The sequence below is a fragment of the Pseudomonas sp. C32 genome, from assembly GCF_030417915.1.
Taxonomy (GTDB): domain Bacteria; phylum Pseudomonadota; class Gammaproteobacteria; order Pseudomonadales; family Pseudomonadaceae; genus Aquipseudomonas.
Genome location: NZ_JAUHUK010000009.1, coordinates 131,496 through 156,750, shown reverse-complemented (window position 1 = coordinate 156,750; position 25,255 = coordinate 131,496). Strand labels below are relative to the sequence as shown.

The 25,255-nt window shown below is 60.4% G+C and carries 24 protein-coding genes and 1 pseudogene; 9 read left to right on the top strand and 16 right to left on the bottom strand.

Annotated features, from left to right (window positions below; genetic code table 11):
- Positions 1 to 8 precede the first annotated feature (8 nt).
- Together QYH43_RS12675 and QYH43_RS12670 are read left to right on the top strand one after the other, a co-directional pair.
- Positions 9 to 554: a gamma carbonic anhydrase family protein gene (locus QYH43_RS12675; RefSeq protein ID WP_095059745.1), complete on the top strand. Its 546-nt coding sequence runs from the start codon at positions 9 to 11 to the stop codon at positions 552 to 554.
- A 28-nt stretch (positions 555 to 582) separates the two neighbouring features.
- The gene (locus tag QYH43_RS12670; RefSeq protein ID WP_095059746.1) at positions 583 to 1,233 is read left to right on the top strand and encodes an HAD family hydrolase; all 651 of its coding nucleotides are present in this window, start codon (positions 583 to 585) and stop codon (positions 1,231 to 1,233) included.
- Between the two features lie 102 nt (positions 1,234 to 1,335).
- Here QYH43_RS12670 and QYH43_RS12665 read toward each other — a convergent pair whose 3' ends face one another.
- The 9 genes from QYH43_RS12665 to QYH43_RS12625 form a co-directional block, all read right to left on the bottom strand.
- Positions 1,336 to 1,959: an ABC-type transport auxiliary lipoprotein family protein gene (locus QYH43_RS12665; protein WP_095059747.1), complete on the bottom strand. Its 624-nt coding sequence runs from the start codon at positions 1,957 to 1,959 to the stop codon at positions 1,336 to 1,338.
- Complete coding sequence (locus QYH43_RS12660; protein WP_095059748.1) at positions 1,956 to 2,894, bottom strand: MlaD family protein; 939 nt, start codon at positions 2,892 to 2,894, stop codon at positions 1,956 to 1,958. Before QYH43_RS12660 ends, QYH43_RS12665 begins: the two co-directional genes overlap by 4 nt.
- Position 2,895: 1 nt before the next feature.
- Positions 2,896 to 3,699 (bottom strand): ABC transporter ATP-binding protein, encoded by an 804-nt coding sequence (locus QYH43_RS12655; RefSeq protein ID WP_095059749.1) that lies wholly within the window; start codon positions 3,697 to 3,699, stop codon positions 2,896 to 2,898.
- A complete protein-coding gene (locus QYH43_RS12650) occupies positions 3,696 to 4,844 on the bottom strand; it encodes an ABC transporter permease (RefSeq protein WP_095059750.1) in 1,149 nt (382 codons plus the stop codon). Before QYH43_RS12650 ends, QYH43_RS12655 begins: the two co-directional genes overlap by 4 nt.
- Before the next feature lie 54 nt (positions 4,845 to 4,898).
- Positions 4,899 to 5,927 (bottom strand): DUF5924 family protein, encoded by a 1,029-nt coding sequence (locus QYH43_RS12645; protein WP_095059751.1) that lies wholly within the window; start codon positions 5,925 to 5,927, stop codon positions 4,899 to 4,901.
- Positions 5,928 to 6,191: 264 nt separating this feature from the next.
- Positions 6,192 to 7,568, bottom strand: a complete 1,377-nt coding sequence (locus QYH43_RS12640; protein ID WP_095059752.1) for an insulinase family protein — start codon at positions 7,566 to 7,568, stop codon at positions 6,192 to 6,194.
- A gap of 56 nt (positions 7,569 to 7,624) precedes the next feature.
- On the bottom strand, positions 7,625 to 9,283 hold the full coding sequence (locus QYH43_RS12635; RefSeq protein ID WP_095059753.1) for a Na/Pi cotransporter family protein: 1,659 nt from the start codon (positions 9,281 to 9,283) through the stop codon (positions 7,625 to 7,627).
- A gap of 393 nt (positions 9,284 to 9,676) precedes the next feature.
- Entirely contained in the window at positions 9,677 to 10,444 is a 768-nt protein-coding gene (locus QYH43_RS12630; protein WP_095059754.1) for a TerC family protein, read from the bottom strand.
- Positions 10,445 to 10,529: 85 nt separating this feature from the next.
- Positions 10,530 to 11,837, bottom strand: coding sequence for a CitMHS family transporter (locus QYH43_RS12625; RefSeq protein ID WP_095059755.1), 1,308 nt, complete (start codon positions 11,835 to 11,837; stop codon positions 10,530 to 10,532).
- A 329-nt stretch (positions 11,838 to 12,166) separates the two neighbouring features.
- On the opposite strand from QYH43_RS12625, the pseudogene QYH43_RS12620 reads away from it, so the two are divergent.
- Positions 12,167 to 12,232, top strand: a pseudogene (locus QYH43_RS12620) (GFA family protein); the annotation flags it as partial.
- A 17-nt stretch (positions 12,233 to 12,249) separates the two neighbouring features.
- Here QYH43_RS12620 and QYH43_RS12615 read toward each other — a convergent pair.
- Positions 12,250 to 12,576: a DOPA 4,5-dioxygenase family protein gene (locus tag QYH43_RS12615; RefSeq protein WP_095059756.1), complete on the bottom strand. Its 327-nt coding sequence runs from the start codon at positions 12,574 to 12,576 to the stop codon at positions 12,250 to 12,252.
- Between the two features lie 82 nt (positions 12,577 to 12,658).
- Here QYH43_RS12615 and QYH43_RS12610 point away from each other — a divergent pair, with 82 nt between their 5' ends.
- Complete coding sequence (locus QYH43_RS12610; protein ID WP_095059757.1) at positions 12,659 to 13,324, top strand: NAD(P)-dependent oxidoreductase; 666 nt, start codon at positions 12,659 to 12,661, stop codon at positions 13,322 to 13,324.
- A 54-nt stretch (positions 13,325 to 13,378) separates the two neighbouring features.
- Here QYH43_RS12610 and QYH43_RS12605 read toward each other — a convergent pair whose 3' ends face one another.
- Complete coding sequence (locus tag QYH43_RS12605; RefSeq protein WP_301157140.1) at positions 13,379 to 14,329, bottom strand: LysR family transcriptional regulator; 951 nt, start codon at positions 14,327 to 14,329, stop codon at positions 13,379 to 13,381.
- Positions 14,330 to 14,443: 114 nt separating this feature from the next.
- Between QYH43_RS12605 and betC the strand changes: the two genes are divergently transcribed.
- From betC to QYH43_RS12590, 3 genes are all read left to right on the top strand, one after another.
- Positions 14,444 to 15,958 (top strand): choline-sulfatase, encoded by a 1,515-nt coding sequence (betC, locus tag QYH43_RS12600; protein WP_095059759.1) that lies wholly within the window; start codon positions 14,444 to 14,446, stop codon positions 15,956 to 15,958.
- A gap of 16 nt (positions 15,959 to 15,974) precedes the next feature.
- Positions 15,975 to 16,895, top strand: coding sequence for a choline ABC transporter substrate-binding protein (gene choX / locus QYH43_RS12595; protein ID WP_095059760.1), 921 nt, complete (start codon positions 15,975 to 15,977; stop codon positions 16,893 to 16,895).
- Between the two features lie 237 nt (positions 16,896 to 17,132).
- Positions 17,133 to 18,701: a SulP family inorganic anion transporter gene (locus QYH43_RS12590; RefSeq protein ID WP_301157139.1), complete on the top strand. Its 1,569-nt coding sequence runs from the start codon at positions 17,133 to 17,135 to the stop codon at positions 18,699 to 18,701.
- Positions 18,702 to 18,885: 184 nt separating this feature from the next.
- Here the strand turns inward: QYH43_RS12590 and aroE are convergent, their stop codons facing one another.
- Entirely contained in the window at positions 18,886 to 19,707 is an 822-nt protein-coding gene (aroE, locus tag QYH43_RS12585; RefSeq protein WP_301157138.1) for a shikimate dehydrogenase, read from the bottom strand.
- Positions 19,708 to 19,787: 80 nt separating this feature from the next.
- On the bottom strand, positions 19,788 to 20,702 hold the full coding sequence (hemF, locus tag QYH43_RS12580) for an oxygen-dependent coproporphyrinogen oxidase (protein ID WP_095059763.1): 915 nt from the start codon (positions 20,700 to 20,702) through the stop codon (positions 19,788 to 19,790).
- Between the two features lie 163 nt (positions 20,703 to 20,865).
- Between hemF and QYH43_RS12575 the strand changes: the two genes are divergently transcribed.
- Positions 20,866 to 21,843 (top strand): NADPH:quinone reductase, encoded by a 978-nt coding sequence (locus QYH43_RS12575; RefSeq protein ID WP_095152572.1) that lies wholly within the window; start codon positions 20,866 to 20,868, stop codon positions 21,841 to 21,843.
- Positions 21,844 to 21,927: 84 nt separating this feature from the next.
- Here the strand turns inward: QYH43_RS12575 and QYH43_RS12570 are convergent, their stop codons facing one another.
- The 3 genes from QYH43_RS12570 to QYH43_RS12560 all read right to left on the bottom strand — a co-directional run bounded on the left by QYH43_RS12570 (position 21,928) and on the right by QYH43_RS12560 (position 24,552).
- Positions 21,928 to 22,485 (bottom strand): L-threonylcarbamoyladenylate synthase, encoded by a 558-nt coding sequence (locus tag QYH43_RS12570; RefSeq protein ID WP_095059765.1) that lies wholly within the window; start codon positions 22,483 to 22,485, stop codon positions 21,928 to 21,930.
- A 54-nt stretch (positions 22,486 to 22,539) separates the two neighbouring features.
- A complete protein-coding gene (gene dprA / locus QYH43_RS12565; RefSeq protein ID WP_301157137.1) occupies positions 22,540 to 23,646 on the bottom strand; it encodes a DNA-processing protein DprA in 1,107 nt (368 codons plus the stop codon).
- Positions 23,647 to 23,727: 81 nt separating this feature from the next.
- A complete protein-coding gene (locus tag QYH43_RS12560; RefSeq protein ID WP_301157136.1) occupies positions 23,728 to 24,552 on the bottom strand; it encodes a peptidoglycan-binding protein in 825 nt (274 codons plus the stop codon).
- Positions 24,553 to 24,721: 169 nt separating this feature from the next.
- Here QYH43_RS12560 and def point away from each other — a divergent pair, with 169 nt between their 5' ends.
- Positions 24,722 to 25,228: a peptide deformylase gene (gene def, locus QYH43_RS12555; RefSeq protein WP_301157135.1), complete on the top strand. Its 507-nt coding sequence runs from the start codon at positions 24,722 to 24,724 to the stop codon at positions 25,226 to 25,228.
- Positions 25,229 to 25,255 lie beyond the last annotated feature (27 nt).

Sequence of the window (25,255 nt, the reverse complement as noted above, 5' to 3'; positions counted from 1 at the left end):
ACCCTATCGTGAACCTTCGCAAGTATCAGAACCACACGCCGTTGCTGGGCAACGGGGCATTTGTCGACCGTTCGGCGGTGGTGATCGGCGACGTCGAGATCGGCGAAGACAGCTCGGTGTGGCCGTTGACGGTGATCCGCGGCGACATGCACCGCATCCGCATCGGCGCACGCACCAGCGTGCAGGACGGCTGCGTGCTGCACATCACCCACGCCGGGCCGTTCAACCCGGACGGTTACCCGCTGTTGATCGGTGATGATGTGACCATCGCCCACAAAGTCATGCTCCACGGTTGCTCGGTGGGCAGCCGGGTGCTGATCGGCATGGGCAGCATTGTCATGGACGGTGCCGTGGTCGAAGACGACGTGATCATCGGCGCCGGCAGCCTGGTGCCGCCGGGCAAACGCCTGGAAAGCGGTTTTCTGTACGTGGGCAGCCCGGTGAAACAGATCCGGCCGCTGACGGACAAGGAACAGGCCTTTTTCACCTACAGCGCGGCGAACTACGTGAAGCTCAAGGATCTGCATCTGGCCGAAGGCTACGACCAGCTCTGAACCGGCGCACCAACATCCAGGAATTTTCATGCATTACCAAACCGTTTTGTTCGACCTCGATGGCACCCTGACCGACCCGCGCGAAGGCATCACCCGTTCGATCCAGTTCGCCCTGAGCAAACTGGGGATCGATGAGCCGGACCTGAGCAAACTCGAACACTTCATCGGCCCGCCGCTGTTGCAGGCGTTCATGCAGTTCTACGACTTCGACGAGCCGAAAGCGTGGAAGGCGGTGAATTTCTACCGCGAGCGCTTCAAGGTGACCGGCCTGTACGAAAACCGCGTGTTCGACGGCGTCACCCCGCTGCTCGAAACCCTGGGCGGGCAAGGGCGACAGCTATACATCGCGACCTCGAAGCCTTGGATTTTCGCGCGGGAAATCGCCCGGCATTTCGACTTCGCCAAACACTTCAAGGTGATTTACGGCAGCGAACTGGACGGCACCCGGACCAACAAGGTCGAGTTGATCGCCCATCTGATCGCTGAAGAAGGCCTGGACCCGGCCAACACCTTGATGATCGGCGACCGTAAACACGACCTGATCGGCGCACGCAGCAATGGCCTGGACGCGGCAGCGGTGGGTTATGGCTTCGGCAGCCATGAAGAATTGAGCGCCGAAGCGCCGGCGTATCACTTTGAAACGCTGGAAGCGATGCATCAGGCGTTTTTGCGTCGCTGAAGGCGCCTGTAGGAGCAATCTTGCTCGCGATGACGCTCGCACATTCAAAATCAATGTGACTGACAGACCGCTATCGCGAGCTCGCTCCTACAGAGGACTGCATCAGGGTCTGGGTGGCGGGGCGAGCCTCTGCCCTTGTTCAACCGCCCAGTTCACCACCTGCGTGGTCAATTGATCATTCGCCTGACCAAACCCGGCCACCACCGCAGGCACCTGTACATCATTCAGCGGCTGGCGTACTTCAAAGCGGCGACTGGCGAGGATGCGCTGGTCGTAACCGCGCACCAGCAAAGCATCCAGGCGCACGACCACGCTCGCCGAGGTGCCTTGGTACTCGGTCTGGAAGGCCTGCAGATTGCCGCCCAGTTCCAGGTCGCCATGAAAAAGGCTGTCATCGGTGCTCAACAGCGCCACCCGTCCGTCACGCTGAAAACCGTCCAGCAGACGATTGCGCAACAACACCGGCGCCGGGTCGCTCCAGCGTGAACCCTTGTAGTGGCTGAACACATCGCCCTGGGGAATCACTGCAATGTTCGGACTGTTCAACGCTTCGCTGGACTGGAATTTTGTCAGGCGCAGCGACCAGCGCTGCGGCGTGGCATGGCTGGCCGATGCGCTCTGGGCCGACGGCAATCGATAGATCTCGAAGGGCTCAGGCTTGGGCAGGATCGAGCACGAACAAATCAGGGTAACGCTGGCGAGCAAGGCCATTCGGGACAGCTTCATGGTGTGAATTCCTTGGTCTTGTCACTGCCCAGCAGGTAACCGCTGGGGTTGGCTTCCAGGCGTTGGGAGATGGTGCGCAAGGACGTCAGGGTTTCGCGCAGCTCGCGCACCGCCGGGGCCAGGCCGTTGAAGCCCTGCATGCCGCTGTTGATTGAGTCTTCGTTGGCGGCGAGCAATTTGTTGATGGTGGCGGTGCTCTGCTCCAGGGACTTCATGGCGTGCTCGGCGCTGCTGAACATCTGTTTACCGTTGTCATTGAGCAGACCGTTGGCGTTACGCATCAGGGCCGTGGTCTGCTCGAGCATGCTGTTGGCCTGCTTGCCGACCGAGGCCAGTTGCTGCATGGCCTGACGGATATCGCCGCGCTGATCGGCAATGGCTCCGGTGGTTTGCTCCAGATGCGCCAGGGTCTTGCTGATGTTCTCGATGTTGGCCGTGGAGAACATCCGGTTGGCGTTATGCATCAGCGTGCTCACCCCGGCCATCAGGTCTTCACTGTCATTGAGCAAACGGGCGATGGGCGACGGCGAAGCGACGATGGTCGGCAGGTTGCCGTCCTTGCCCTTGAGCGTCGGGCTTTGTGGTGTACCGCCGCTGAGCTGGATGATCGAGGTTCCGGTGACGCCGGTCAGGGCCAGTTTGGCCTGGGTGTCTTCCTTGACCGGGGTATCGCCGGCCAGACGGATCCGTGCCAGCACCCGGCGCGGGTCTTTCGGGTCCAGGCGCAGCGTCACCACGTCGCCGACCTTGATCCCGCTGTACTGCACGGAACTGCCCTTGGACAGGCCGCTGACCGCCTCGTTGAACACGACTTCGTAATCCTTGAACTCGGTGTCGACGCTGGACTTGGCCAGGAACAAACCGAAAAGCAGGGCGCCTGCCACCACGATCACGGTGAACAGGCCGATCAACACATGATGGGCTCGGGTTTCCATGTCAGACCTCGTGAAGCTGTTGGGCGGCCGTCAGCGCCGCGCGGCCGCGAGGGCCATGGAAGTATTCGTGAATCCACGCGTCGTCGGTTTCCGAGACCTTGTCGATGGCGTCCGCCACCAGCACTTTTTTCTGCGCCAGCACCGCCACCCGGTCGGTGATGGTGTAGAGCGTGTCGAGGTCGTGGGTCACCAGAAACACACTCAAGCCCAATGCGTCGCGCAGGGTCAGGATCAATTGATCGAACGCCGCGGCGCCAATCGGATCGAGGCCGGCGGTGGGCTCGTCGAGAAACAGGATGTCCGGGTCCAGTGCCAGTGCACGGGCGAGGGCTGCACGTTTGATCATGCCGCCTGATAGCGACGCCGGATACTTGTCCGCCGCCGACAACGGCAACCCGGCCAGGGCCATTTTCACCGCCGCCAGGTGCTCGGCGTCGTTGCGGCTCAAACCCGCGTGCTCGATCAAGGGCAGGGCAACGTTCTCGGTCACCGTCAGCGACGAGAACAGCGCGCCTTTCTGGAACAGCACGCCAAAGCGCCGTTCCACCAATGAGCGCTCATGCTCAGACAAGCTTGGCAGGTTCTTGCCGAAGACTTTCACCATGCCTTCGCTGGGCTGACGCAAACCGACAATGCTGCGCAGCAGCACCGATTTGCCGCTGCCGGAACCGCCGACCACGGCGAGGATTTCGCCCTTGTACAAATCCAGGTCAAGGTTTTCGTGCACGCTCTGGCGGCCAAAGCGATTGCACAGGCCACGCACTTCAATCACCGCCTCGGAGGGCGCTCGGGGTTCACGACTCACCAGCCCATCTCCATGAAAAACAGCGCAGCCACCGCGTCGAGCACGATCACCACGAAAATCGACTGCACCACACTCGACGTGGTGTGGGCACCCACGGATTCAGCGCTGCCGCTGACCTTGAAGCCTTCGAGGCAACCGATGGCGGCGATCAGGAAGGCGAAGAGCGGCGCTTTGACCATGCCCACCAGAAAGTGCTGAACACCGATGTCCGATTGCAGCAGCGACAGGAACATCGCTGGCGAAATATCCAGCGACACCGCGCAGACCACGGCGCCACCGATAATCCCCGAAATCATCGCCAGAAAGGTCAGCATCGGCAGCGCAACCAGCAGGGCCAACACACGCGGCACCACCAGCAACTCCATCGGATCGAGACCCAGGGTGCGGATGGCGTCGATTTCCTCGTTGGCCTTCATCGAGCCGATCTGCGCCGTGAACGAACTGGCGGTTCGCCCGGCCATCAGGATCGCGGTCAGCAACACACCGAATTCGCGCAGGAAGGCAAACCCCACAAGGTCCACGGTAAACACGCTGGCGCCGAACGTCGCCAGCACCGTCGCCCCGAGAAACGCCACCACGGCACCGACCAGAAAGGTCAGCAGGGCCACGATGGGCGCGGCGTCCAGGCCCGTTTGTTCGATGTGCGAAACCATCGGTGTAATGCGCCAGCACTTGGGACGGAACAGGCCGCGGGCGATGGTTTCGATGATCAGGCCGACGAAGCCCAGCAGTTGCAGGGTGTCTTGCCAGACGGTGTCCACGGCGCGGCCGATGCGGGTGAGCAATTGAATGCTGACGCTGATTTCCGGTTCTTTGACCGGAACGCAGAAGTCGGTCAGCGAGCAGTACACCGTTTGCAGCAACGCGCGATCAGCGGAAGAAAGGGTGCAATCGGGATGCTGGGCAGAGCGGCCGATGCGCTCGGAACCCAGCAGTTCCACCAACAACGAGGCGCCCGCCGTATCGAGGGTGCCAAGACCGTTGAGATCGATCTGGGTATCGGTGTCATACTGGCCGCGGAGTTTTTCGCTCAGCTGCTTGAGGTCGGCGTAGTGGGCAAGCGTCCAGTCGCCCGTCACCCGCAACCATGCAGGGGTGAGCGAAGTATCCAGTCGGGCATCGCCGGCCATTGAGCTGCTGGTCATAAGCTCCTTGCTTGTTCGGCTATCAGGCAGATCTACGTAATAGCACGAACCCGGTTACTTTTCTTTGATCGCTGTGCTGTCCGTGACGACGAAGCGCAGTACGCCGATCAACTGGCCGTCTTCGGTCAACACCCGGACCTGCCATTTACCGGCCGGATTGCCGGGGAAATTCTGCTTGTGGGTCCACGCCCGGTAACCTTCCTTGCGCCCGCCATGGATATCCAGCGGGATGCGATCGACCTCTTTGCCGTTGAATTTCCACACATGGTAAATCCGCTCGTCCAGGCCACGCGGGGCGTTGATCGCGGTGTACGCATAAAGCCCGCCACCGCGGATCTGCTCGACGCTGACTTCGTCGAGGCTGGCGCCAGGGATGCGGTCCTGCATTTGCGTGCTGATGGCCACGTCGGTCATCCACAACGTGGCCGGCGGCACCCATGAACGCAACACCCAGCCGACGCCGCCGATGCCCACGGTGATAATCAGGATCGCCAGGGCGTTGCGCACGGTGCGGATCGGGAAAATCGACGCCAGGCTCGGGAACGACAACAGCACGGCGATGCCCAGCGCCCATTTGAAACTCTGCGACGTGGTCAGGTGCATGATCACCGGCAACGCCGTGAGCAGGGCGGCAAACAGGGTCAGGGTGTGCAGCGCCAGGAACGCCCAGCGCCGCGGGGCCAGCCACTTGTAGTAGAGCGGGTCGATGATCGAAATGAGTGCCGCGATGCTCAACAGGCCGGTGAAAAACAACTGGCCGCTGTTCCAGGTCGTGGTGATGAAAAAGAACGGCAGGACGAAGAACAGGCTTTCCTGATGGATCATCTGCGTCGCGTAACGCAACAGCGGCTGCGGGATCTCACGCTTGAAGATGCGCGTGAACAGCTTGGTCAGGCTGTTTTCCAGCATCAGCCAGATCCAGCTGATCAGCATGATGGTGGTGATCCAGCTCGCCAGGCCTTGCTGGCGGTCGACCAGAATGAAGCTACCGACCCCGGAGACAAAACCACCGAGCGCAATGACCCCCGGATAACGCTTCATCAATTCGAGGATGCGCTGTAAGAAAAGGGTCAGGTTCGGCATTCGGCGTTTCACAGTAGTCGTGGGGAAAATCCTCGACAGGGTACCGCTGGCGCGCCCCTGTGGCGAGGGTCCCGGTCAGCCTGACCGAACATAAATCCCGGCGAACGGACATAGGTGCAATTGTGGCGAGGGAGCTTGCTCTCGCTGGGGTGCGAAGCGCCCCCTTACCCGTCAACGGCTACCGTCAGAAATACCTCGCATGCCATTTGACGACTGCTGCGCAGCCGAGCGGGAGCAAGCTCCCTCGCCACAATGTGTATGCACTTATTTTCTGCGCTGAACCCGCCAGCCCACCAACATCAAGACGATCAACCCCAACACCCCGGCAATCGTCCACACCAATTGATCATCACTCAACAAAGGCTTCTCGACCCGCAGATACCCCGGCTGCAAGAGCAATTCGCGCATCGCCTTGTTCGCCTCTTGCAACGACACCGCTTGCAGTTCCCTGGCCGGGTTGGCGAAACGGTCGTCCTCGTAGTCGCCAATGGCGCTCCAGTAGTAATCGGCCAGTGCGCTATTGCCCTGCACGGCCCAGGCCTGGCGGGCAATGGCGGCCTGCTTGAGGCGGTTGAAGGTCTCGGCGTTGAGACCATCCTTGAGTAATTGGGCTTTCAACTCCTCCAGCACCTGTTCGGCTTCGGCCACATCCTCGCGCTCCAGGTCGGCATTGAGGCTCATGAAGCCGACGCCACCGAACACCTCGCGCTCGGCCCACGGTCCATAGGACAAGCTGTGCGCCAGGCGCAACTGGCGATAGAGCGCCCAGTCGAGGTAATCCTTGAGCAGGTCGAAGGTTTCGTCGTGCTGATCCTGCAGCACCGGCTCCGGCACCAACCAGTGCAACTTGGCGCCATCGCCCACGAACCCGCGCGTCAGGGTGCGCTCATGGGCAGCGCTGGCCTGGATTTGCGGCAGCGGCGGATGTTCGCTGGGGTTGATCGCGTCGAGAGCGCCGTAGGTGCGATCCAGATAGGCCGGCAGCAACTTGTCGAGGTCGCCGACCACGATCAGGGTCATGTTGTTCGGCGCATACCAGGCCTTGCGCACACGCTCCAGCTGTTCGCGGGTCAGGTGATCGACCTGCGCCCGCTCGGGGCATTTGAGGCCCAGTTCCACGGCCAGCTGGTTGCTGGCGGTGTGGCCCAGGTCCTGGCGATCGAGCCAGCGTTGCAGGTGCGTGTAGTGCCCGCCATCCTCGCGCTCGACCACTTGCTTGGCGGCGTTGATGGCGTTGTCGTCGAAGCGGGTCTGGGTCAGCAGCGCCAGCAACAGGTCGAGCACCTTGCGCTGGTTCTTCGCCGGGGCTTCGATCACAAACGTGGTGTCGGCGTTGCTGGTGAAGGCGTTCCACTCACCGCCCAGCGCCTGCATGCGTTCTTCCAGGCCACCTTCGCCACTGGCATCGATGCCGCTGAACAGCAAATGTTCGAGCAAATGCGGCAGCTCTTTTTCATCGCAGCTGAAATCATCCAGGCCCACGCCGACCACCAGGCGGATCGCCACGTGCCCGCGCTCAGTGCCGGGTTTGAGCAGCAACTGCAAACCGTTGCGCAGCGTGTAGCCCTCGACCTGGAAGCGATCCAGGGCAAACGAAGGAAAAGAACCCAGCAACAGACAGGCGAACAACAGACAACGCATAACGAGCTTCCATACGGCTTGCGTGAATTCAACAGACTTCAGGCCACTGTGGACGTTCAGGGAGAATGCGTGATGTCCGCCAAATCGTCGACCACCAGCGCACCGGTGTCGTGCGTTTCCAGCACCACATAGGCACTGCTGCAAAACAGCGAGTTCAGGCGCTTCATGTCGGCAATCAACTCCAGGTGCAACGAACTGGTTTCGATACTTTGCACGATCTTACGTTGCAAACGGCTGACATGAGCGTGGGCCAGACGGCGTTCCTGTGCGCGAAAACGACGTTTTTCACGCACCAGCTGGCGCGCGCTTTCCGGATCACCGCTGAGAAATACCGACATCCCAAGCCGCAAGTTGGAAATCAACTGAGTTTGCAGCACGGTCAATTCGTCCAGCCCGACTTCGGAAAACGACCGACGCTGCGAGGTTTTCTGCTGCTGGACCTTGCGCAGCATGCGTTCGATCAAGTCGCTGGCCAGTTTCAGGTTGATCGCCAGCTCGATGATTTCCGCCCAGCGCCGGCTGTCCTGATCACTGAGATCTTCCCGAGGCATTTGCGCCAGATACAGTTTGATCGCGCTGTAGAGCGCTTCGACATCGTCGGTCAGACGGCGCATCTCCTGGGTGACGGCAGTTTGCTTGCCCTGCAAAACGTCGAGCATGGCTTCGAGCATGCTGTCGATCAGGTCGCCCATGCGCAGGGTTTCCCGGGCCGCGTTGGCCAGTGCCAAACCCGGCGTCACCAGCGCCGTCGGGTCGAGGTGCCGGGGTTTAGCCATGCCGTTGGCCACTGGGCGCTCCGGCAACACCCAGGCACAAAACCTGGCCATCGGCGCGGCGGTGGGCAACAGGATCAGACAGCGCACGGTGTTGTAGAGCAAGTGGAAGCCAATCACCAGTTCCTGCGGGCTGAAGTCGAGGCCATCGAGCCAGCGCACCAACGGACCGAGTACCGGGATGATCAATACAAGACCAATCAGTTTGTACAGCAGGCTGCCCAATGCCACTTGGCGCCCGGCGGCGTTCTGCATGCTGGTGCTGAGGAAGGCGAGCACGCCGCTGCCGATATTGGCGCCGATCACTAGCCCGATGGCCACTGGCAGGCTGATCACATTGGCGCCAGCCAGCGTCGCGGTGAGCAGGACGGCCGCCAGGCTGGAGTAGGAAATCATCGCGAACAGCGCGCCGACCAGGGCGTCGAGCAAGATGTCGCCGGTCAGCGAGGCGAAAATCACCTTCACCCCTTTGGCATGGGTAATCGGGTGCGCTGCTTCGACAATCAGTTGCAGCGCCAGAATGATCAGCCCCAAGCCAATGGCGACACGGCCCATCTGCCCGAGTCGGGTCTGCTTGCGGGACAGAAAGAAAATCACCCCGACAAAAATCAGCAGCGGCGACAACCACGACAGATCGAACGTCAGCACCCGCGCCATCAGCGCCGTACCGACATCCGCACCGAGCATGGTGACCAGCGCCGGGGTCAGCGCCATCAGGCCCTGGCCGACAAACGAGGTGACCAGCATGGCGGTGGCATTGCTGCTCTGGACCATCGCCGTCACGGCGATGCCGGAGAGGAAAGCCAGCCAGCGGTTGGTCATATTATGGCTGATGACATGACGCAAGTTGGTGCCGTAGACCCGCAGGATGCCGGTTCGGACGATGTGCGTGCCCCAGATCAACAGGGCCACGGCGGAAAGCAGATTGAGCAGGGTGAGCATACAGACCCCCTGTGGTGTAGCGCCCCAAAGGAGCAAATTGACGGTACCGCGCGACGTTTTACGTTCTGGTACTTAAGCTGTAGTTGGCTAACGGACTGAGCGCCAGCATCGCATAGCTAAAGAAGGGATTGAAACAGAACTGTCATGAAATGAGATTTATGCGGGCCATAAAAAAGGAGCCTGCGATGGCTCCTTTTTCGCACGTCCTGATAACCACCGAAGGACTGTGGCGAGGGAGCTTGCTCCCGTTGGGTCGCGAAGCGCCCCTGAAACCATTGCATGCAATTTGTCAGACATACCGCATGCAATGGTTCACGACTGCTGCGCAGCCGAGCGGGAGCAAGCTCCCTCGCCACAAAAGCTCATCTTTCAGAGAGCTTCGTTGCCACAGGGTTACTGCCCCGGAATATCCTTGCGCAGTTTTACCGGATCCTTCTGCTTGCGCTTTTTCGCGATGGAAGAGCGCATCTTGATGTTGATCGCTTCAACCGCCAGCGAGAACGCCATGGCGAAGTAGACGTAGCCTTTTGGCACATGCACGCCCAGGGAATCGGCAATCAGCACGGTACCGACGATCAGCAGGAACGACAGCGCCAGCATTTTCAGCGACGGGTGCCTTTCGATGAATTCGCTGATCTTGCCCGAAGCCAGCATCATCACCAGCACCGCCACGATGATCGCCGCGACCATGACCGGAACATGGGAAACCATGCCGACCGCGGTAATCACCGAGTCCAGCGAGAACACGATGTCGATGATCGCGATCTGGACGATGGTGTAGAGGAAGTTGCCGCCCTTGCCGCCCGGCGTATCGTTGGTTTCGTCTTCACCTTCCAGCGCGTGGTACATCTCTTGCGAGCTCTTCCACAACAGGAACAGGCCACCGAAGAACAGGATCAGGTCACGCCCGGAAATACCCTGGCCGAACACTTCGAACAGGTCGGTCGTCAGGCGCATGACCCAGGTGATCGACAGCAGCAGCAGGATTCGCGTGATCATGGCCAGCGCCAGACCGAAAATCCGGGTGCGCGCCTGCATGTGCTTGGGCATGCGGCTGACCAGGATCGAAATCATGATGATGTTATCGATACCCAGGACTATTTCCAGGGCGGTCAGGGTGAAGAAGGCAACCCAGATTTCAGGGTTGGTCAGCCATTCCATGTGTATTCCTTTGAGCGATTGTTTAAACCAAAACGGGCCCGGCTTCTTATCACGGAGCCTGGACCCGAAGTGGCGAGTCTTGGGCTTATAGAGTGCTGAACATCGGGAAAGTCCCCAACAGCAGCGCAGCAATCAGTATGCAGATACAAACCAGCACTGCCCACTTCAGGGTGAAGCGCTGGTGGTCACCGAAGTCGATGCCGGCCAAAGCCACCAACAGGTAAGTCGATGGTACCAGCGGGCTCAACAGGTGGACGGGCTGACCGACGATCGAGGCACGCGCCATTTCCACCGCGGTTATACCGTAATGGCTGGCGGCTTCGGCAAGTACCGGTAACACGCCGTAATAAAATGCATCGTTCGACATGAAGAACGTGAACGGCATGCTCACCAGCGCGGTAATCACCGCCAGGTACGGGCCGAGAAAGTCCGGAATCACCGCCAGCAAGCTTTTCGACATGGCATCGACCATGCCGGTGCCCGACAGGATACCGGTGAAGATGCCCGCCGCAAAGATCAGACCGACCACCGCCAGCACGCTGCCGGCGTGGGCCGCAACGCGATCCTTCTGTTGTTGCAGGCAAGGGTAGTTGACGATCATCGCAATACTGAACGCCACCATGAACAGCACCGGCAACGGCAGCAGGCCAGCAACCAGGGTGCACATCAGGCCCAGGGTCAGGGCGCCGTTGAACCAGATCAGTTTCGGACGACGGGCATCCGGGAACTGCGACACGCTGATTTCGCTGTGGTCGACTTCATCGCCCACCAGGTGCAGTTCGCCCAGGCGCGCACGCTCACGTTTGCCGTAGAAGTAAGCAATGGCCAGGATCGCCATCACACCAGCGGCCATGGCCGGGATCATTGGCACGAAGATGTCGGACGGGTCCACGTGCAGTGCACTGGCCGCACGGGCGGTCGGGCCACCCCATGGGGTCATGTTCATCACGCCACCGGCGAGGATGATCAGGCCGGCCATGATCCGCGGGCTCATGCCGATACGGCTGTAGAGCGGCAGCATGGCGGCCACGCAGATCATGTAAGTGGTCGCGCCGTCACCATCGAGGGAAACGACGAGCGCCAGCACGGCGGTGCCGACCGAAACCTTCAGCGGGTCGCCCTTGACCATTTTGAGAATCTTGCGCACGGCCGGGTCGAACAGGCCGGAGTCAATCATCAGGGCGAAGTACAGAATCGCGAACATCAGCATCACGCCGGTCGGCGCAAGTTTGGTGATGCCTTCGAGCATCATCGGGCCGATTTTCGGACCGAAGCCGCCGAACAGGGCGAAGATGATTGGAATAAGGATCAGGGCGATCAGCGCGGACAGGCGCTTGGTCATGATCAGGAACATGAACGTGATGACCATGGCGAAGCCAAGGAAAGTCAGCATGGGAATACTCCAGGCGTAGCGCGGCTAGGGAATGGGCGGATCGCGGGGATCAGCGCAGAACGGGAAGCACGAGACGTACGGGCGGAGTTGCAGCGAAGCGGCGGGTAGTAAAGGACATCAGGGTCACCATTGTTGTTGTTAAATGGGCTGTGCGAGCGATAAAACACTGGCATTGGCCGACCGGTCTGTTGCCGGTAGTGAGGGCGATCCTAATCGGGGAAGCTTTCAGCCAGCTTTCGGCGATGAAAGCGTTGAGCGGAATTACAGCCGGTCGTCGGGTTGGGGCATGGCGTAAGCGCACTGATCACAACCGTAGGAGAGCGGTCAGTCATTGCTCGATCTGCCGTCGGGTCAGCGGCGGCATCGTGACTACCTGGATCACTTGCCCGGCGAGCCAGAAGAAACCCTCTGATCAAAAAGCAGACAGGTCGAGCGGGCACATCGCGCCCATCCAGATCGCGTGCTCGGTGTGGTCCAACAGATCGTCGCCGGTGTCCGGGTGCAGAAACACCACCAAGCCTTTGCGATTGAGCGCCAGCCACGGCAACACCTCGCCGATCAGTTCCGGACCGAATGCCAGTTGGCAACTCCAGTCCGGGTGCGGGCCGACCGGGCGCTCATGCACGCGGCCCATTTTCAGGGGGAACAACTGCGCCGCCAGCTCACACAAGGTGCGCGCCTGATTGATCGTATTGGCGTCGAAATACACGTGAGCGTGATAGCCCTTGATCTGATGCATGGAAATCCCTCTGAAGCGGGTCGAACCCTCACCGTTTCCTGCGAGTCACACGCCATATAGGCAGGAAAGAATGGAGCTCAGCATGAAAAATGCCGAAACCCCGGTGGTGAAAGTGGTGCTTTATGGTGCCATGAGTAGCCTGGGCAGTGCGCTGATGGCTGAAATGCTGCACCGCCAACATGAAGTGATCGCCATCCTCGATGACCTGACCGCGCTCGCACCGCGCCCCGGTTTGCGCACCAAGGCCGGCGATCTGTTCGACGCAAAACGAGTGAAACAAAGCGTGGCGGGCAGCTCTGTGGTCGTCTGCCTGCTGGGCGCACCAGGTTTGCCGTTCAACAGCGAATCGGTGGAGAAAACCTTCGTGCCCGGCCCGGTCGAACAGGTGCTCGCGGTGGACGCGTTGATTGACGGCATGCAGGCGGCGGGCATTGCGCGGTTATTTCTAGTGGGCGATTTCGATGTTCTGGATGACCCGGAGGCCGAAGACCAATTGCAATTGCATGCTGCCGAAGAAATTCGCGAGGCCCTGCAAAGCAGCCCGTTGCGGTGGACAATGGTGAACGCGCCGTGGGCGGTCGCAGGGCTCGGTATCGAGCATTTCACCCACATCAGCAGCAGCCTGGAACCAGGCCTGGCAGAAACCCTGGAGCGACTGAACCGGGTAGCCGTGGGGATTGCCGATGAATTGCAGCTGAATCTGCACGTTGGTGAACATGTGAACTTTGTGGCGGTTACGCCACGGTAAACCTGGGTAGGCGCTGCCGAAGGCTCGGTCCGCGCTCGGGCGATCTTTTAACGTTCAAACGGCAATCGAAGGAAACGACAGCCCTGTCAGCGATTGCGCACTGCTGGCCTGCTCGGCCATCAACCAATCCACGAATTGCTGAATCAACGCCCCACGCCGTTTGCGCTGGGGCAGTACCACGTAATATCCAAGCCTGGACATCGCCGTCTCGGCAATCGGTCGACACAACAATCCCTGCACCAGCAAGTTATCCACAAGGTGCCGCCAGCCAATGGCCACGCCCTGACCGCCAATCGCAGCCTGAATCAGCAAGGTGTAGTTATCGAAGCGCAACTGCCCAGGGGCTGGCGGTGACGTAATCCCCAGTTCGCGGAACACGCCGCTCCAGTCGAACCAGTTGCTGCTGTTCTCACCGCGCAGGTGCAGCAGCGGAAACTCCAACAAGGATTGGGCCGGCAGAGGCAGTGGACGATCAATCAACAATTGCGGGCTGCACACCGGAAACACTTCTTCGCTGAACAGCCAATGGCTTTCGCCTTGCTTGAAACGACCATCGCCAAACAGCACTGCCACGTCGATATCCGTGCGCAGCATGTTGTGGCTGCGTTCACTGGTGACCAGGCTCACGTCCACCTGAGGATTGGCCGCGTGAAAACGGTGCAGGCGCGGCATCAGCCAATAAGCGGCGAACGCAAAGTCGGTCGCGACTTGCAGCACTTCATGCTGTTGCTGTGAGCTGATCGCGCTCAATCCTGCGTCTATGTTCTGCAAACCCAGCTGAACTTGCTCGAACAGGATCATTCCCGCCTCAGTCAGTTCGATGCCGCGATAAATGCGGTCGAACAAACGCGTCGCCAACTGTTCTTCCAGGCGTTTGATCTGCTGGCTGATGGCCGGTTGCGTGGTTCCAAGTTCATTGGCGGCAGCGGTAAAGCTGCGCTGGCGAGCCGCCGCTTCAAAGGCGCGGAGCAAATCCAGAGACAGGTCACCGAGGGCGTCATACATAAGCTGTGCTTATCCTAGTCATTGCCGCGCATGGGCTTTACCGCAAAGTGCATGGGTTACATCCTCGATCCCAGCACTCTCGCATAAACATTCACTATGGAATGCCGCGATCACATGAAGCGCAAGAACATTCTTTTCATCATGGCCGATCAAATGGCCGCGCCAATGTTGCCGTTCTATGGCCCTTCGCCTATCAAACTGCCTAATTTGAGCCGCCTCGCCGCCGGAGGCGTGGTGTTTGACTCCGCTTACTGCAACAGCCCGTTGTGCGCGCCGTCGCGCTTCACCCTGGTCAGTGGCCAGTTACCGAGCAAGATTGGCGCCTACGACAACGCGGCCGATTTCCCTGCCGATGTACCGACCTATGCCCACTACCTGCGTCGCCTCGGCTACCGCACCGCGTTGTCGGGAAAGATGCACTTTTGCGGTCCCGATCAGTTGCACGGCTACGAAGAACGCCTGACCAGTGACATTTACCCGGCCGATTACGGTTGGGCGGTGAACTGGGATGAACCGGATGTACGTCCGACCTGGTATCACAACATGTCGTCGGTGCTGCAAGCCGGACCATGCGTACGCACCAATCAGCTGGATTTCGACGAAGAGGTGGTGTTCAAGGCTCAACAGTATTTGTTCGATCACATTCGCGAAGACGGCGATCAGCCGTTCTGCCTGACCGTGTCGATGACCCACCCCCACGACCCGTACACGATTCCCAAGGCATTTTGGGATCTGTACGACGATGCTGATATCCCGTTGCCTACAACGCCGGACCCGCATGACCTCGACCCGCATTCCCAGCGTTTGCTCAAGGTCTACGACCTGTGGGACAAGCCGCTGCCTGTGGATAAGATCCGAGTCGCTCGCCGTGCGTATTTCGGCGCGTGCAGCTATATCGACAGCAACGTCGGCAAACTCCTGCAAACCCTCGATGAAACCGGGCTAATCGAGGACACTATCATCGTGTTTTCCGGGGACCACGGCGACATGCTCGGCGAACGCGGGCTCTGGTACAAAATGCACTGGTACGAAATGGCCGCCCGCGTACCTCTGTTGATCAGTGCGCCGGGGCATTTCGGTGCCGGTCGAGTCAGTGCTTCGGTATCCACCGCCGACTTGCTGCCAACCTTCGTCGAACTGGCCGGAGGCTCGCTGGAGCCAGGCTTGCCACTCGATGGCCGCTCGCTGGTCCCGCACCTGCAAGGGCAGGGCGGTCACGACGAAGTGTTCGGCGAATACATGGCCGAAGGCACGATCAGCCCGTTGATGATGATCCGCCGTGGCGCCTACAAGTTTATCTACAGCGAAGACGACCCTTGCCTGCTTTTCGATGTGCAAAATGACCCGCGTGAAATTGAAGAACTCAGCCAATCGCCACAACATCGCCAACTTTTCGAAGATTTTCTCACCGAAGCGCGGGCCAAGTGGGACATCCCGACGATCCACCAACAAGTGCTCGCGAGCCAGCGACGTCGGCGTTTCGTGGCCGACGCCCTGACGATCGGCAAGCTGAAGAGCTGGGATCACCAGCCGCTGGTGGACGCCAGTCAGCAATACATGCGCAACCACATCGACCTCGACGATCTGGAACGTAAAGCACGTTATCCACAACCCTGCCAAAACCAATAATGTTAAGGGGAAGCCCATGCAAAAGTTATCCACAGTACTGACGGTCGGGCTCCTGGCACTGGGCAGCGCATCGGCGTTTGCCGATCAGAGCTGCGAGACGGTGAAGATGGCCGACCCGGGCTGGAGCGACATCGCCGCGACCAACGCCATCACCGGGTTTCTGCTGGATGGCATGGGCTACAAGGCCAAGGTCGATACCCTCGCGGTGCCGATCACCTTTGGCGGGTTGAAGGACGGCCAGGTGGATGTGTTCCTGGGTAACTGGATGCCGGCGCAGCAGGGTTTCTACGACAAGTTCGTGGCGACCGGCGATGTCACGCAACTGGCGAAAAACCTCGATGGCACCGAGTTCACGCTTGCGGTTCCGGATTACGTTTGGGACGCCGGTGTGCATAACTTTGCCGACCTGAACAAGTACGCGGACAAATTCGACAAGAAGATCTACGGCATCGGCTCCGGCGCGCCGGCGAACCTTTCGCTGCAAGAGATCATCAAGAAGAACGACTTCGACATGGGCCAGTGGAAACTGGTCGAGTCCAGCGAGCAGGCGATGCTGGCGGAAGTATCCCGAGCGGTGAAAAAACAGAAGTTCGTAACCTTCCTCGGCTGGACCCCGCACCCAATGAACGTGCAGCTGAAAATGCATTATCTGAAGGGTGGCGAGAAATACTTCGGCGACACCGGCAGCGTCTACACCCTGACCCGCAAAGGTTACGCACAGGCCTGCCCGAATGTCGGCAAGTTGCTGACCAACCTGAGTTTCACTCAGGAGATGGAGAACAGCATCATGTCCGAGGTGGTGAACAAAAAAGTCAGCAACGCGGATGCCGCCAAGGCATGGATCAAGGCCAACCCGGCGGTGCTGGATAAGTGGCTGGATGGGGTCAAGACCTTGGATGGCAAGGATGCGTTGCCGGCGGTCAAAGCCAAACTATAAGTGCCTCTGTGAAAGAGCCTTCGTGGAGGTGCCTTTGTGGCGAGGGAGCTTGCTCCCGCTGGACCGCGCAGCGGTCCCAAAACCATTGCATCAGGTTTATCAGGTCCACCGCATGCAAAGGTTTTACGATTGCTCCGCAATCGGACGGGGGCAAGCCCCCTCGCCACAGCAAGCTCCCTCGCCACAATGATTGCGTGGTCCTGCTACCCTTGCGCCAAACCCAACCCGAGAGGCCCCATGGCCCTGCCAAGCCGCCATTCACTCTTCCCCTTCCTTACCTGGTTGCCCCGGCAAACCCGCGCCAGCGTCGGGCGTGACCTGATCGTCGGCCTCAGCGGCGCGATTCTCGCGTTGCCGCAATCCATCGCCTACGCGCTGATTGCCGGTCTCCCACCGGAATACGGCTTATACGCTGCGATCATCCCGGTTTTGATCGCGTGCCTGTGGGGCTCGTCGTGGCATTTGATCTGCGGTCCTACAGCGGCCATCTCCATTGTCCTGTACGCCAGCGTCAGTCCTCTGGCCGTTCCGGCCTCGCAGGACTACGTCACGCTGATCCTGCTGCTGACATTCCTGGCCGGTGTTTTCCAATGGTTGCTGGGGCTGCTGCGCTTTGGCGCGCTGGTGAACTTCGTCTCGCACTCGGTGGTACTCGGTTTCACCCTTGGCGCCGCCGTGGTGATTGCCATCGGCCAATTGCCCAACCTGCTAGGGCTGGATTTGCCGAGCCAGGCCACCGCGCTGGACAGCTTTATCCTGCTGTGTAAACACCTCGGCGAAGTGGACAAGCCCTCGCTGGCCCTGGGGTTGGCGACCGTGATCGTGGGGGTGATCCTGAAACTGTGGTTACCGCGCTGGCCGACGCTGTTGATCACGCTGGTCCTGGGCGCATTGCTGGTCTGGCTTTGGCCATCGATGTTTGGGCATGTGCAATTGGTCAGTGCGTTTGTCGGTCAGTTGCCGCCCTTCAGCCCGTTGCCGCTGGACCTCGATCTGATCCTGCGCCTGCTACCCAGTGCGGTGGCGGTGGGCATGCTGGCGTTGGTGACCAGTCTGTCGATTGCCCGCTCGATTTCCGCACGCTCTCAGCAGCTACTCGACGCTAATCAGGAAATCCGCGCTCAAGGCTTATCCAACATCGTCGGGGCGTTTTTTTCCGGGTCGCTGTCGGCCGGGTCATTCACCCGCTCGGGCCTGAGCTACGAAGCGGGAGCCTGCTCTCCGCTGGCCGGGATTTTTTCGGCGTTGTGGGTGGCACTGTTTGCGATCTTTGGCGCCCAGTTGATCGCGCACATTCCGATCCCGGCCATGGCCGGCAGCATTCTGTTGATCGCCTGGGGTCTGGTCGATCATCGCGGCATTCGTGCGTTGTTGCGCGTCAGCCGCGCCGAGTTTCTGGTGATGGCGCTGACCTGCCTCGCCACGTTGCTGCTGGAGTTGCAGACCGCTATTTACGCTGGCGTGCTGGCGTCGCTGTTCTTCTACCTCAAGCGCACTTCGCAACCGCGGGTGCAGCATTGGCGCAACGGTGAAGAAGACATCCTGCGGGTCGGCGGCTCGATCTTCTTCGGCGCCAGCCATTACCTGCAAGTGCGCCTGCAACGGATGCACGGCGCGCGGGTGGTGATCGAGGCACAGCAGATCAACTTCATCGATTATTCAGGCGTGGAAATGCTGCATCAGGAAGCGCGGCGATTGCTGCGCCAGGATCGTAGCCTGACCTTGCGCCGGGCGCGGCCGCAGGTGGTGGAAGAGTTGAGGAAGCTGGAAGGCGCGGAGAAATGCCCGATCCGGTTTGAAGACTGAACACCTTCTATTGAAAGCACCAATCAACCCTGTGGCGAGGGAGCTTGCTCCCGCTCGGGTGCGAAGCGCCCGCAATTGGTTTACGCATTCTGCCTGATACATGGCATAGCAGGTTTTAGGGCCGCTGCGCAGCCCAGCGGGAGCAAGCTCCCTCGCCACGGAAAACCTGTCTGATCAGAGAAATCTACAAGGCCAACTGCCGGCGAAGTTCAGCCAGCACCGGCGCCGTGTCCGGACGCACGCCGCGCCACAGGAAGAACGCTTCCGCCGCTTGCTCGGCGAGCATCCCCAACCCATCCATCGCCACCGCCGCACCGTGTTCACTGGCCCAACGGCAGAACGAGGTCGGCTCTTTTCCGTACATCATGTCGTAGCACACGGTCTTGCCCGGTTCGATCAGACTGCTGGCAATCGGCGGCACGTCACCGGTCAGGCTGGCGGATGTCGCGTTGATGATCAGGTCCACCGACTCGCGCAACCAGTCAAATCCGCTGGCCGCCACCGGCCCCAGATCGGCAAACAGCTCGGCCAGCAACTCGGCTTTTTCCACCGTGCGGTTGGCGATGATCACCGATGCCGGCTGCTCGGCCAGCAACGGTTCCAACGCGCCGCGCACCGCACCACCCGCACCGAGCAACAGGATACGTTTGCCCTTGAGGCTGAAACCCAGGTTGACCGTCAAATCCCGCACCAGCCCGGCGCCATCGGTGTTGTCACCCAACAGACTGCCATCCGCCAGTTTGCTCAGGGTATTCACCGCGCCTGCCCGCTGCGCCCGCGCCGTCAGGGTGTTAGCCAATCGATAGGCCTCTTCCTTGAACGGCACCGTCACGTTCGCCCCGCGACCTTCGAGGAAAAAGGTGCGGGCGCAGGTGGAAAAGTCGTCCAGGGGCGCCAGCAACGTGCTGTAGTCGAGCTGCTGCGCAGTCTGTTCAGCGAACAGGCGATGGATCAGCGGCGACTTGCTGTGGCCAATCGGGTTACCGAATACGACGTAACGATCCATCTACACACCCTCACCCGTAGGAGCGGCCGAAGGCTGCGATCTTGTTCGCAGCCTCGACGACGTAAACCAAAACCTTGATGTCAGCCTTTGGCCAACCAATCGCGGTCTTGCAGAAAGTACTCGGTCAGACGCGCTTCTTCGCTGCCAGGCTCGGCTTTCCAGTCGTAACCCCAGCGCACGTGCGGCGGCAGCGACATCAAGATCGATTCGGTACGCCCGCCCGATTGCAGGCCGAACAGCGTGCCACGGTCATAAACCAGGTTGAACTCGACATAGCGCCCACGGCGGAACTCCTGGAATTCCCGCTGTTTTTCGGTGTACGTGTCGTTCTTGCGGCGCTGCACGATCGGCAGGTAGGCGTCGATGTACGCATCGCCGATAGCGCGCATGAAGGCAAAGCTGGTGTCGAAGTCCCACTCGTTCAGGTCATCGAAGAACAAGCCGCCGATACCCCGGGGTTCGTGACGATGCTTGATGTGGAAGTAGCTGTCGCACCAGGCCTTGTAACGCGGGTAGACATCCGCACCGAACGGCGCGCAGGCCTGCTCGGCGATGCGGTGCCAGTGGATGCAGTCTTCTTCATTGCCGTAATACGGGGTCAGGTCGAAGCCGCCGCCGAACCACCAGACCGGCTCTTCGCCTTCTTTTTCAGCGATGAAGAAACGCACGTTGGCGTGGGACGTCGGCACATGCGGATTGTGCGGGTGAATCACCAGCGACACGCCCAGGGCCTCGAAGCCACGGCCGGCCAGTTCCGGGCGGTGGGCGCTGGCGGACGGTGGGAGACCGCTGCCGAAAACGTGGGAAAAGTTGACGCCGCCCTTTTCAATCAACGCCCCGTTTTCAATCACGCGGGTACGACCGCCACCGCCGGCAGGCCGGGTCCAGGCATCTTCAACGAAGCGCGTGCCACCGTCTTCGGCTTCCAGGGCAGCACAAATACGGTCTTGCAGGTCGAGCAAATAGGCCTTTACGGCCTCGGTGCGGGTCGTCATGTCATCACCTTGAATCGGGCAAAGCTACGCGGCGCTCCATCGGAGCTCAGCCTGCGCAAATGGGCGCGTAGCATAACACCGCAAGTTACCCCTTCGCAGTTGACGAAGATCAAGCTTCGGAGTCCGATAGGGCGCTTGGTAACACGACCTCAGGAGAGAACAGATGGCAAAGCGTATCCAGTTCCGCGCCCATGGCGGCCCAGAAGTGCTCGAATATGTGGATTACCAGCCTGCCGAGCCAGGTCCGAAGGACGTGCGTGTGGCCAACAAGGCCATCGGTCTGAACTTCATCGACACCTATTACCGCAGCGGTCTCTACCCACCTCCAGCCCTGCCTTCGGGTTTGGGCGCGGAAGGCGCAGGCGTGGTCGAAGCGATCGGCAGCGACGTGACCCGGTTCAAGGTCGGTGACCGCGTGGCGTATGGCAGCGGCCCGTTGGGCGCCTACAGCGAGCTTCACGTCTTGCCCGAGGCCAATCTGGTGAAACTGCCGGAGGCCATCAGCTTCGAACAAGCGGCGGGCGTGATGCTCAAGGGCCTGACCGTGCAATACCTGCTGCGCCAGACTTATGAACTCAAGGGTGGCGAAACCATCCTGTTCCACGCCGCCGCCGGTGGTGTCGGCTCTTTGGCTTGCCAATGGGCCAAGGCGTTGGGCGTGAAGTTGATCGGCACGGTGAGCTCGGCGGAGAAAGCCGCACTGGCCAAGGCCAACGGTGCCTGGGCGACCATCGACTACAGCCATGAAAACGTCGCACAACGCGTACTGGAATTGACCGACGGAAAAAAAGTCCCGGTGGTGTACGACGGCGTCGGCAAGGACACCTGGCTGACCTCACTCGACAGCGTCGCGCCGCGTGGGTTGGTGGTGAGTTTCGGTAATGCGTCTGGCGCAGTGGACGGCGTGAACCTGGGGATTCTGGCGGGGAAGGGCTCGCTGTACGTGACCCGGCCGACATTGGGCACTTATGCGAACAACGCCGAGAACCTGCAGCGTATGGCGGATGAACTGTTTGGGATGATTACCAGTGGCAAGCTGACTGTGGACATCAGCCAACGCTACTCGCTGGCTGATGCAGCGAAGGCGCAGACCGAGCTGTCGGCGCGGCGTACGACCGGTTCGGTTGTTTTGCTGCCCTGACGGACGCCATCGCTAGCAGGCTAGCTCCCACACTGACCCAATGTGGGAGCCAGCTAGCCTGCTAGCGATGGGCGCACCTCGGTCTTAATCCGGGCGCACAACGTGCCCGGTCGCCACATCACGAATCACACTCGGGTTCTTGCGCCCGCCCAGCATCCCGCCGAGCACCAGATCTATCTGCCCCCGGAAATACTGCTCGATGCGAATCCGCGTGCGCGCCGCCGGACGACCCTGCGGGTTGGCCGATGTCGACACCAGCGGCCCGACCAACGCGCACAAGTCCCGCACCAGGGGATGATCGCTGACCCGCAGCGCCACCGTTTCGTGCACACCGGTAATCCACGGCGGCAGCAGGTTTTGATGCGGCACCAGCCAGGTGTTCGGGCCCGGCCAGGTGCTGGCCATGCGATCCATCCACAGCTCCGGGAAGTCTTCGAACAGGAAGTCGAACTGGCGGATGTTATCGGCCACCAGTATCAGGCCCTTGTCCACCGAACGACCCTTTATATCCAGCAGTCGCTCCACCGCATCCAGGTCCCACGGATCGCAACCCAGGCCCCAGACTGCTTCGGTTGGGTAGGCAATCACCGCCCCGGCGCGAACTGCTTGCGCGGCTTGTTGCACACGCCAACTGTTGACCATGAAAAACTCTCCAGAAATAGGCTCTGCGCAGTTTACCGATCTTGTTTATAAAACCTAGCTCACCCGTGCAAACCAGCGGCCGTTTTCGCACACCGCACGGCCGTCCATTTCCAGTTCCGTCAACGCCGCCAGCACTTTCGGCAAGGCCCAGCCGCTGGCATCGACCAGCGCTTCACTGGTCAGGGGAGCCGCATGCAACAACATCAACAGGGGATGAGTCGTCGTAACTTCGCACATCTCTGTGAACAACGGTTGTTGCTGCCAGCCACGCAAGGCTTCGAGGATGTGCTCAATGGTTTCAACCAACACCGCGCCATCGCGGATTAACTGATGGCAGCCCCGGGCGCCGGGATGATGGATGGAGCCGGGAATGGCAAACACTTCGCGTCCTTGTTCCGCCGCCAGCCTCGCGGTGATCAGCGAACCGCTGGCGACACTGGCCTCGACCACCAGCACGCCGAGGGACAAACCGCTGATGATCCGATTGCGTCGGGGGAAGTTGCCAGCACTGGGGCCAGTATCCAGCGGAAACTCTGAAAGCACCGCGCTGCCCGAGGCGATCATGGCGTCTGCCAGGCGTCGATTGCGCTGTGGATAAAACTTCTCAAGGCCCGTCCCCAGCACTCCGACCGTTTGCCCGCCGATGTCGATTGCAGCCTGGTGCGCGGCGGCATCAATGCCCAGCGCCAGACCGCTGGTGATGACAAAACCGGCGCCGGCCAGGCTGCGGGAAAACGCGCTGGCGGTGTCCATGCCCGGTCGCGATGCACGTCGGCTGCCGACCATCGCCAGCTGAGGTTTTTCCAGAATGCCCGGATCGCCCGCGACGAATAACAGCGGCGGTGCATCGCTGATTTGCGCCAGCATCGCCGGGTAGTCAGGCTGGTCCCACATCAGTAAATGCTGGCCCGGACGCTCAAGCCAGGCCAGTGCGTGGCTGGCGCCATCACGAATTTCAGTGCTGCGCCTGGCCTCCGAACAGGCCGGCGGCAGACCCAACGCGTGCCAGGCACTGGCGGGTGCGCTGATGGCTTTGGACGCCGAGCCGAAGGCCTCCAGCAACTTTTTGAAGCGTGCCGGGCCGAGCTCGGGCAACCGGTGCAAACGTAAACGGGCTTCCAGTTCCGCAGGGGAAACCGGTGTAACGGCAGGCAGCGACATGGATCATCCTTGATCGTTTTGAGTCCCCGTCGATACGGGAACAAGCTGTGGATAACTCTGTTGGTAACTTGTGAAGCACGCTTACGGATTTCGCACCTTATCCATCACCGCCAGCGAGCGCGAGGCGTCAAGCACCAGCCCGTAGCTGAGTTTGTCGTAGGTGCGAAAAACCATCAGCAGACCGGCGCGCTGATCGGGAATTTTCAGGGATTGGCCGGTGATCCGGTCGCGAACGGTTTCGCCGGTTTTCATCACCGCCAACACGTTGCCCTCGACCAGACCGTCACGCTGCCCCTTGTTCAGCGTGACCACGTCCATCGCACCGATTTGCGTCACACCGCGCGGTACATCAATGATCAAGCCGTTGATTTCGGCACTAGGAGCACTGGGCGTGAAGGTCGAATGGATCGAACGCTCCTCGCCTCGGAACAATCGATCGCCCAGTCGCACTTCCTGAGTCGTGCGCTGCACGTCGAGCGTAGCCACGTCTCCTTCGATGGCGACCACCTCGCCACCGCCGATGTCATCGGCGTTGATCCCCAGAACCTCGTGGCTCTGCGGGTCGGTGTAGACCTTGCCCTGGCGAAAGATTCCATACACCGGTTGCGTCGGGTCGAAGTGACCCCGAGCGAAAATGCGGTCACCGCTGCCACTGAGCACGCGCTCGGCATCGCCGGCGACGATGTAGGGCGCCTGGTCGAAATCCTCGGCCTTGTCGACGATGCGGTTACTCAATAAAAAACTGTTGATCGACTTCAGCGCAACGCTCGCAATGGTCTCGGTCACCGGGCTGACACGCACCTGGGGCGACAGCTTTACGGTGGGAATGTCTTGCCCGGGCAGCGCCTGGCCCTGTGCGAAACCGGCCGAGGCCAGAAGCAGCAGGGCGAGTAGTGATTTCCTCATGCGGTGAATCCCTTTATTATGTGCATTCGCGTGAAACGACAAAGTCTTCGTGGCTCGCTCCCGGCTTGCCAATCAAAAGAAGGGAGCTACGTTTCACACCGGTTGCCTGCATCTTCGGACCGCCAGGCCATCGACCCGACCTTACTTCACACGTGCAGTCATCAAGCTTATGGCCATTTTAAACATCCTCGAATTTCCTGATCCGCGTCTGCGCACTATCGCCAAACCAGTGGCCGTAGTGGACGACGAAGTGCGTCAGTTGGTCGACGATATGTTTGAAACAATGTATGAAGCGCCAGGCATCGGCCTCGCCGCGACCCAGGTCAACGTGCACCAACGCATCGTCGTCATGGACCTCTCCGAAGACCGCACCGAACCTCGGGTGTTCATCAACCCCGAGTTCGAGTCCCTGACCGACGAGATGGAGCAATACCAGGAAGGCTGCCTTTCGGTACCGGGCTTCTACGAAAACGTCGATCGCCCGCAACGGATCAAGGTCAAGGCCCTGGACCTTGACGGCCAGCCTTACGAACTGATCGCCGAAGGCCTGCTCGCGGTGTGCATCCAGCACGAATGCGACCACCTCAACGGCAAATTGTTCGTCGACTACCTGTCCACGCTCAAACGCGACCGCATCAAGAAGAAGCTGGAAAAACAGCATCGCCAGAACGCTTGATGCCCTCCTTCAAAGGCTTGCTGCGGC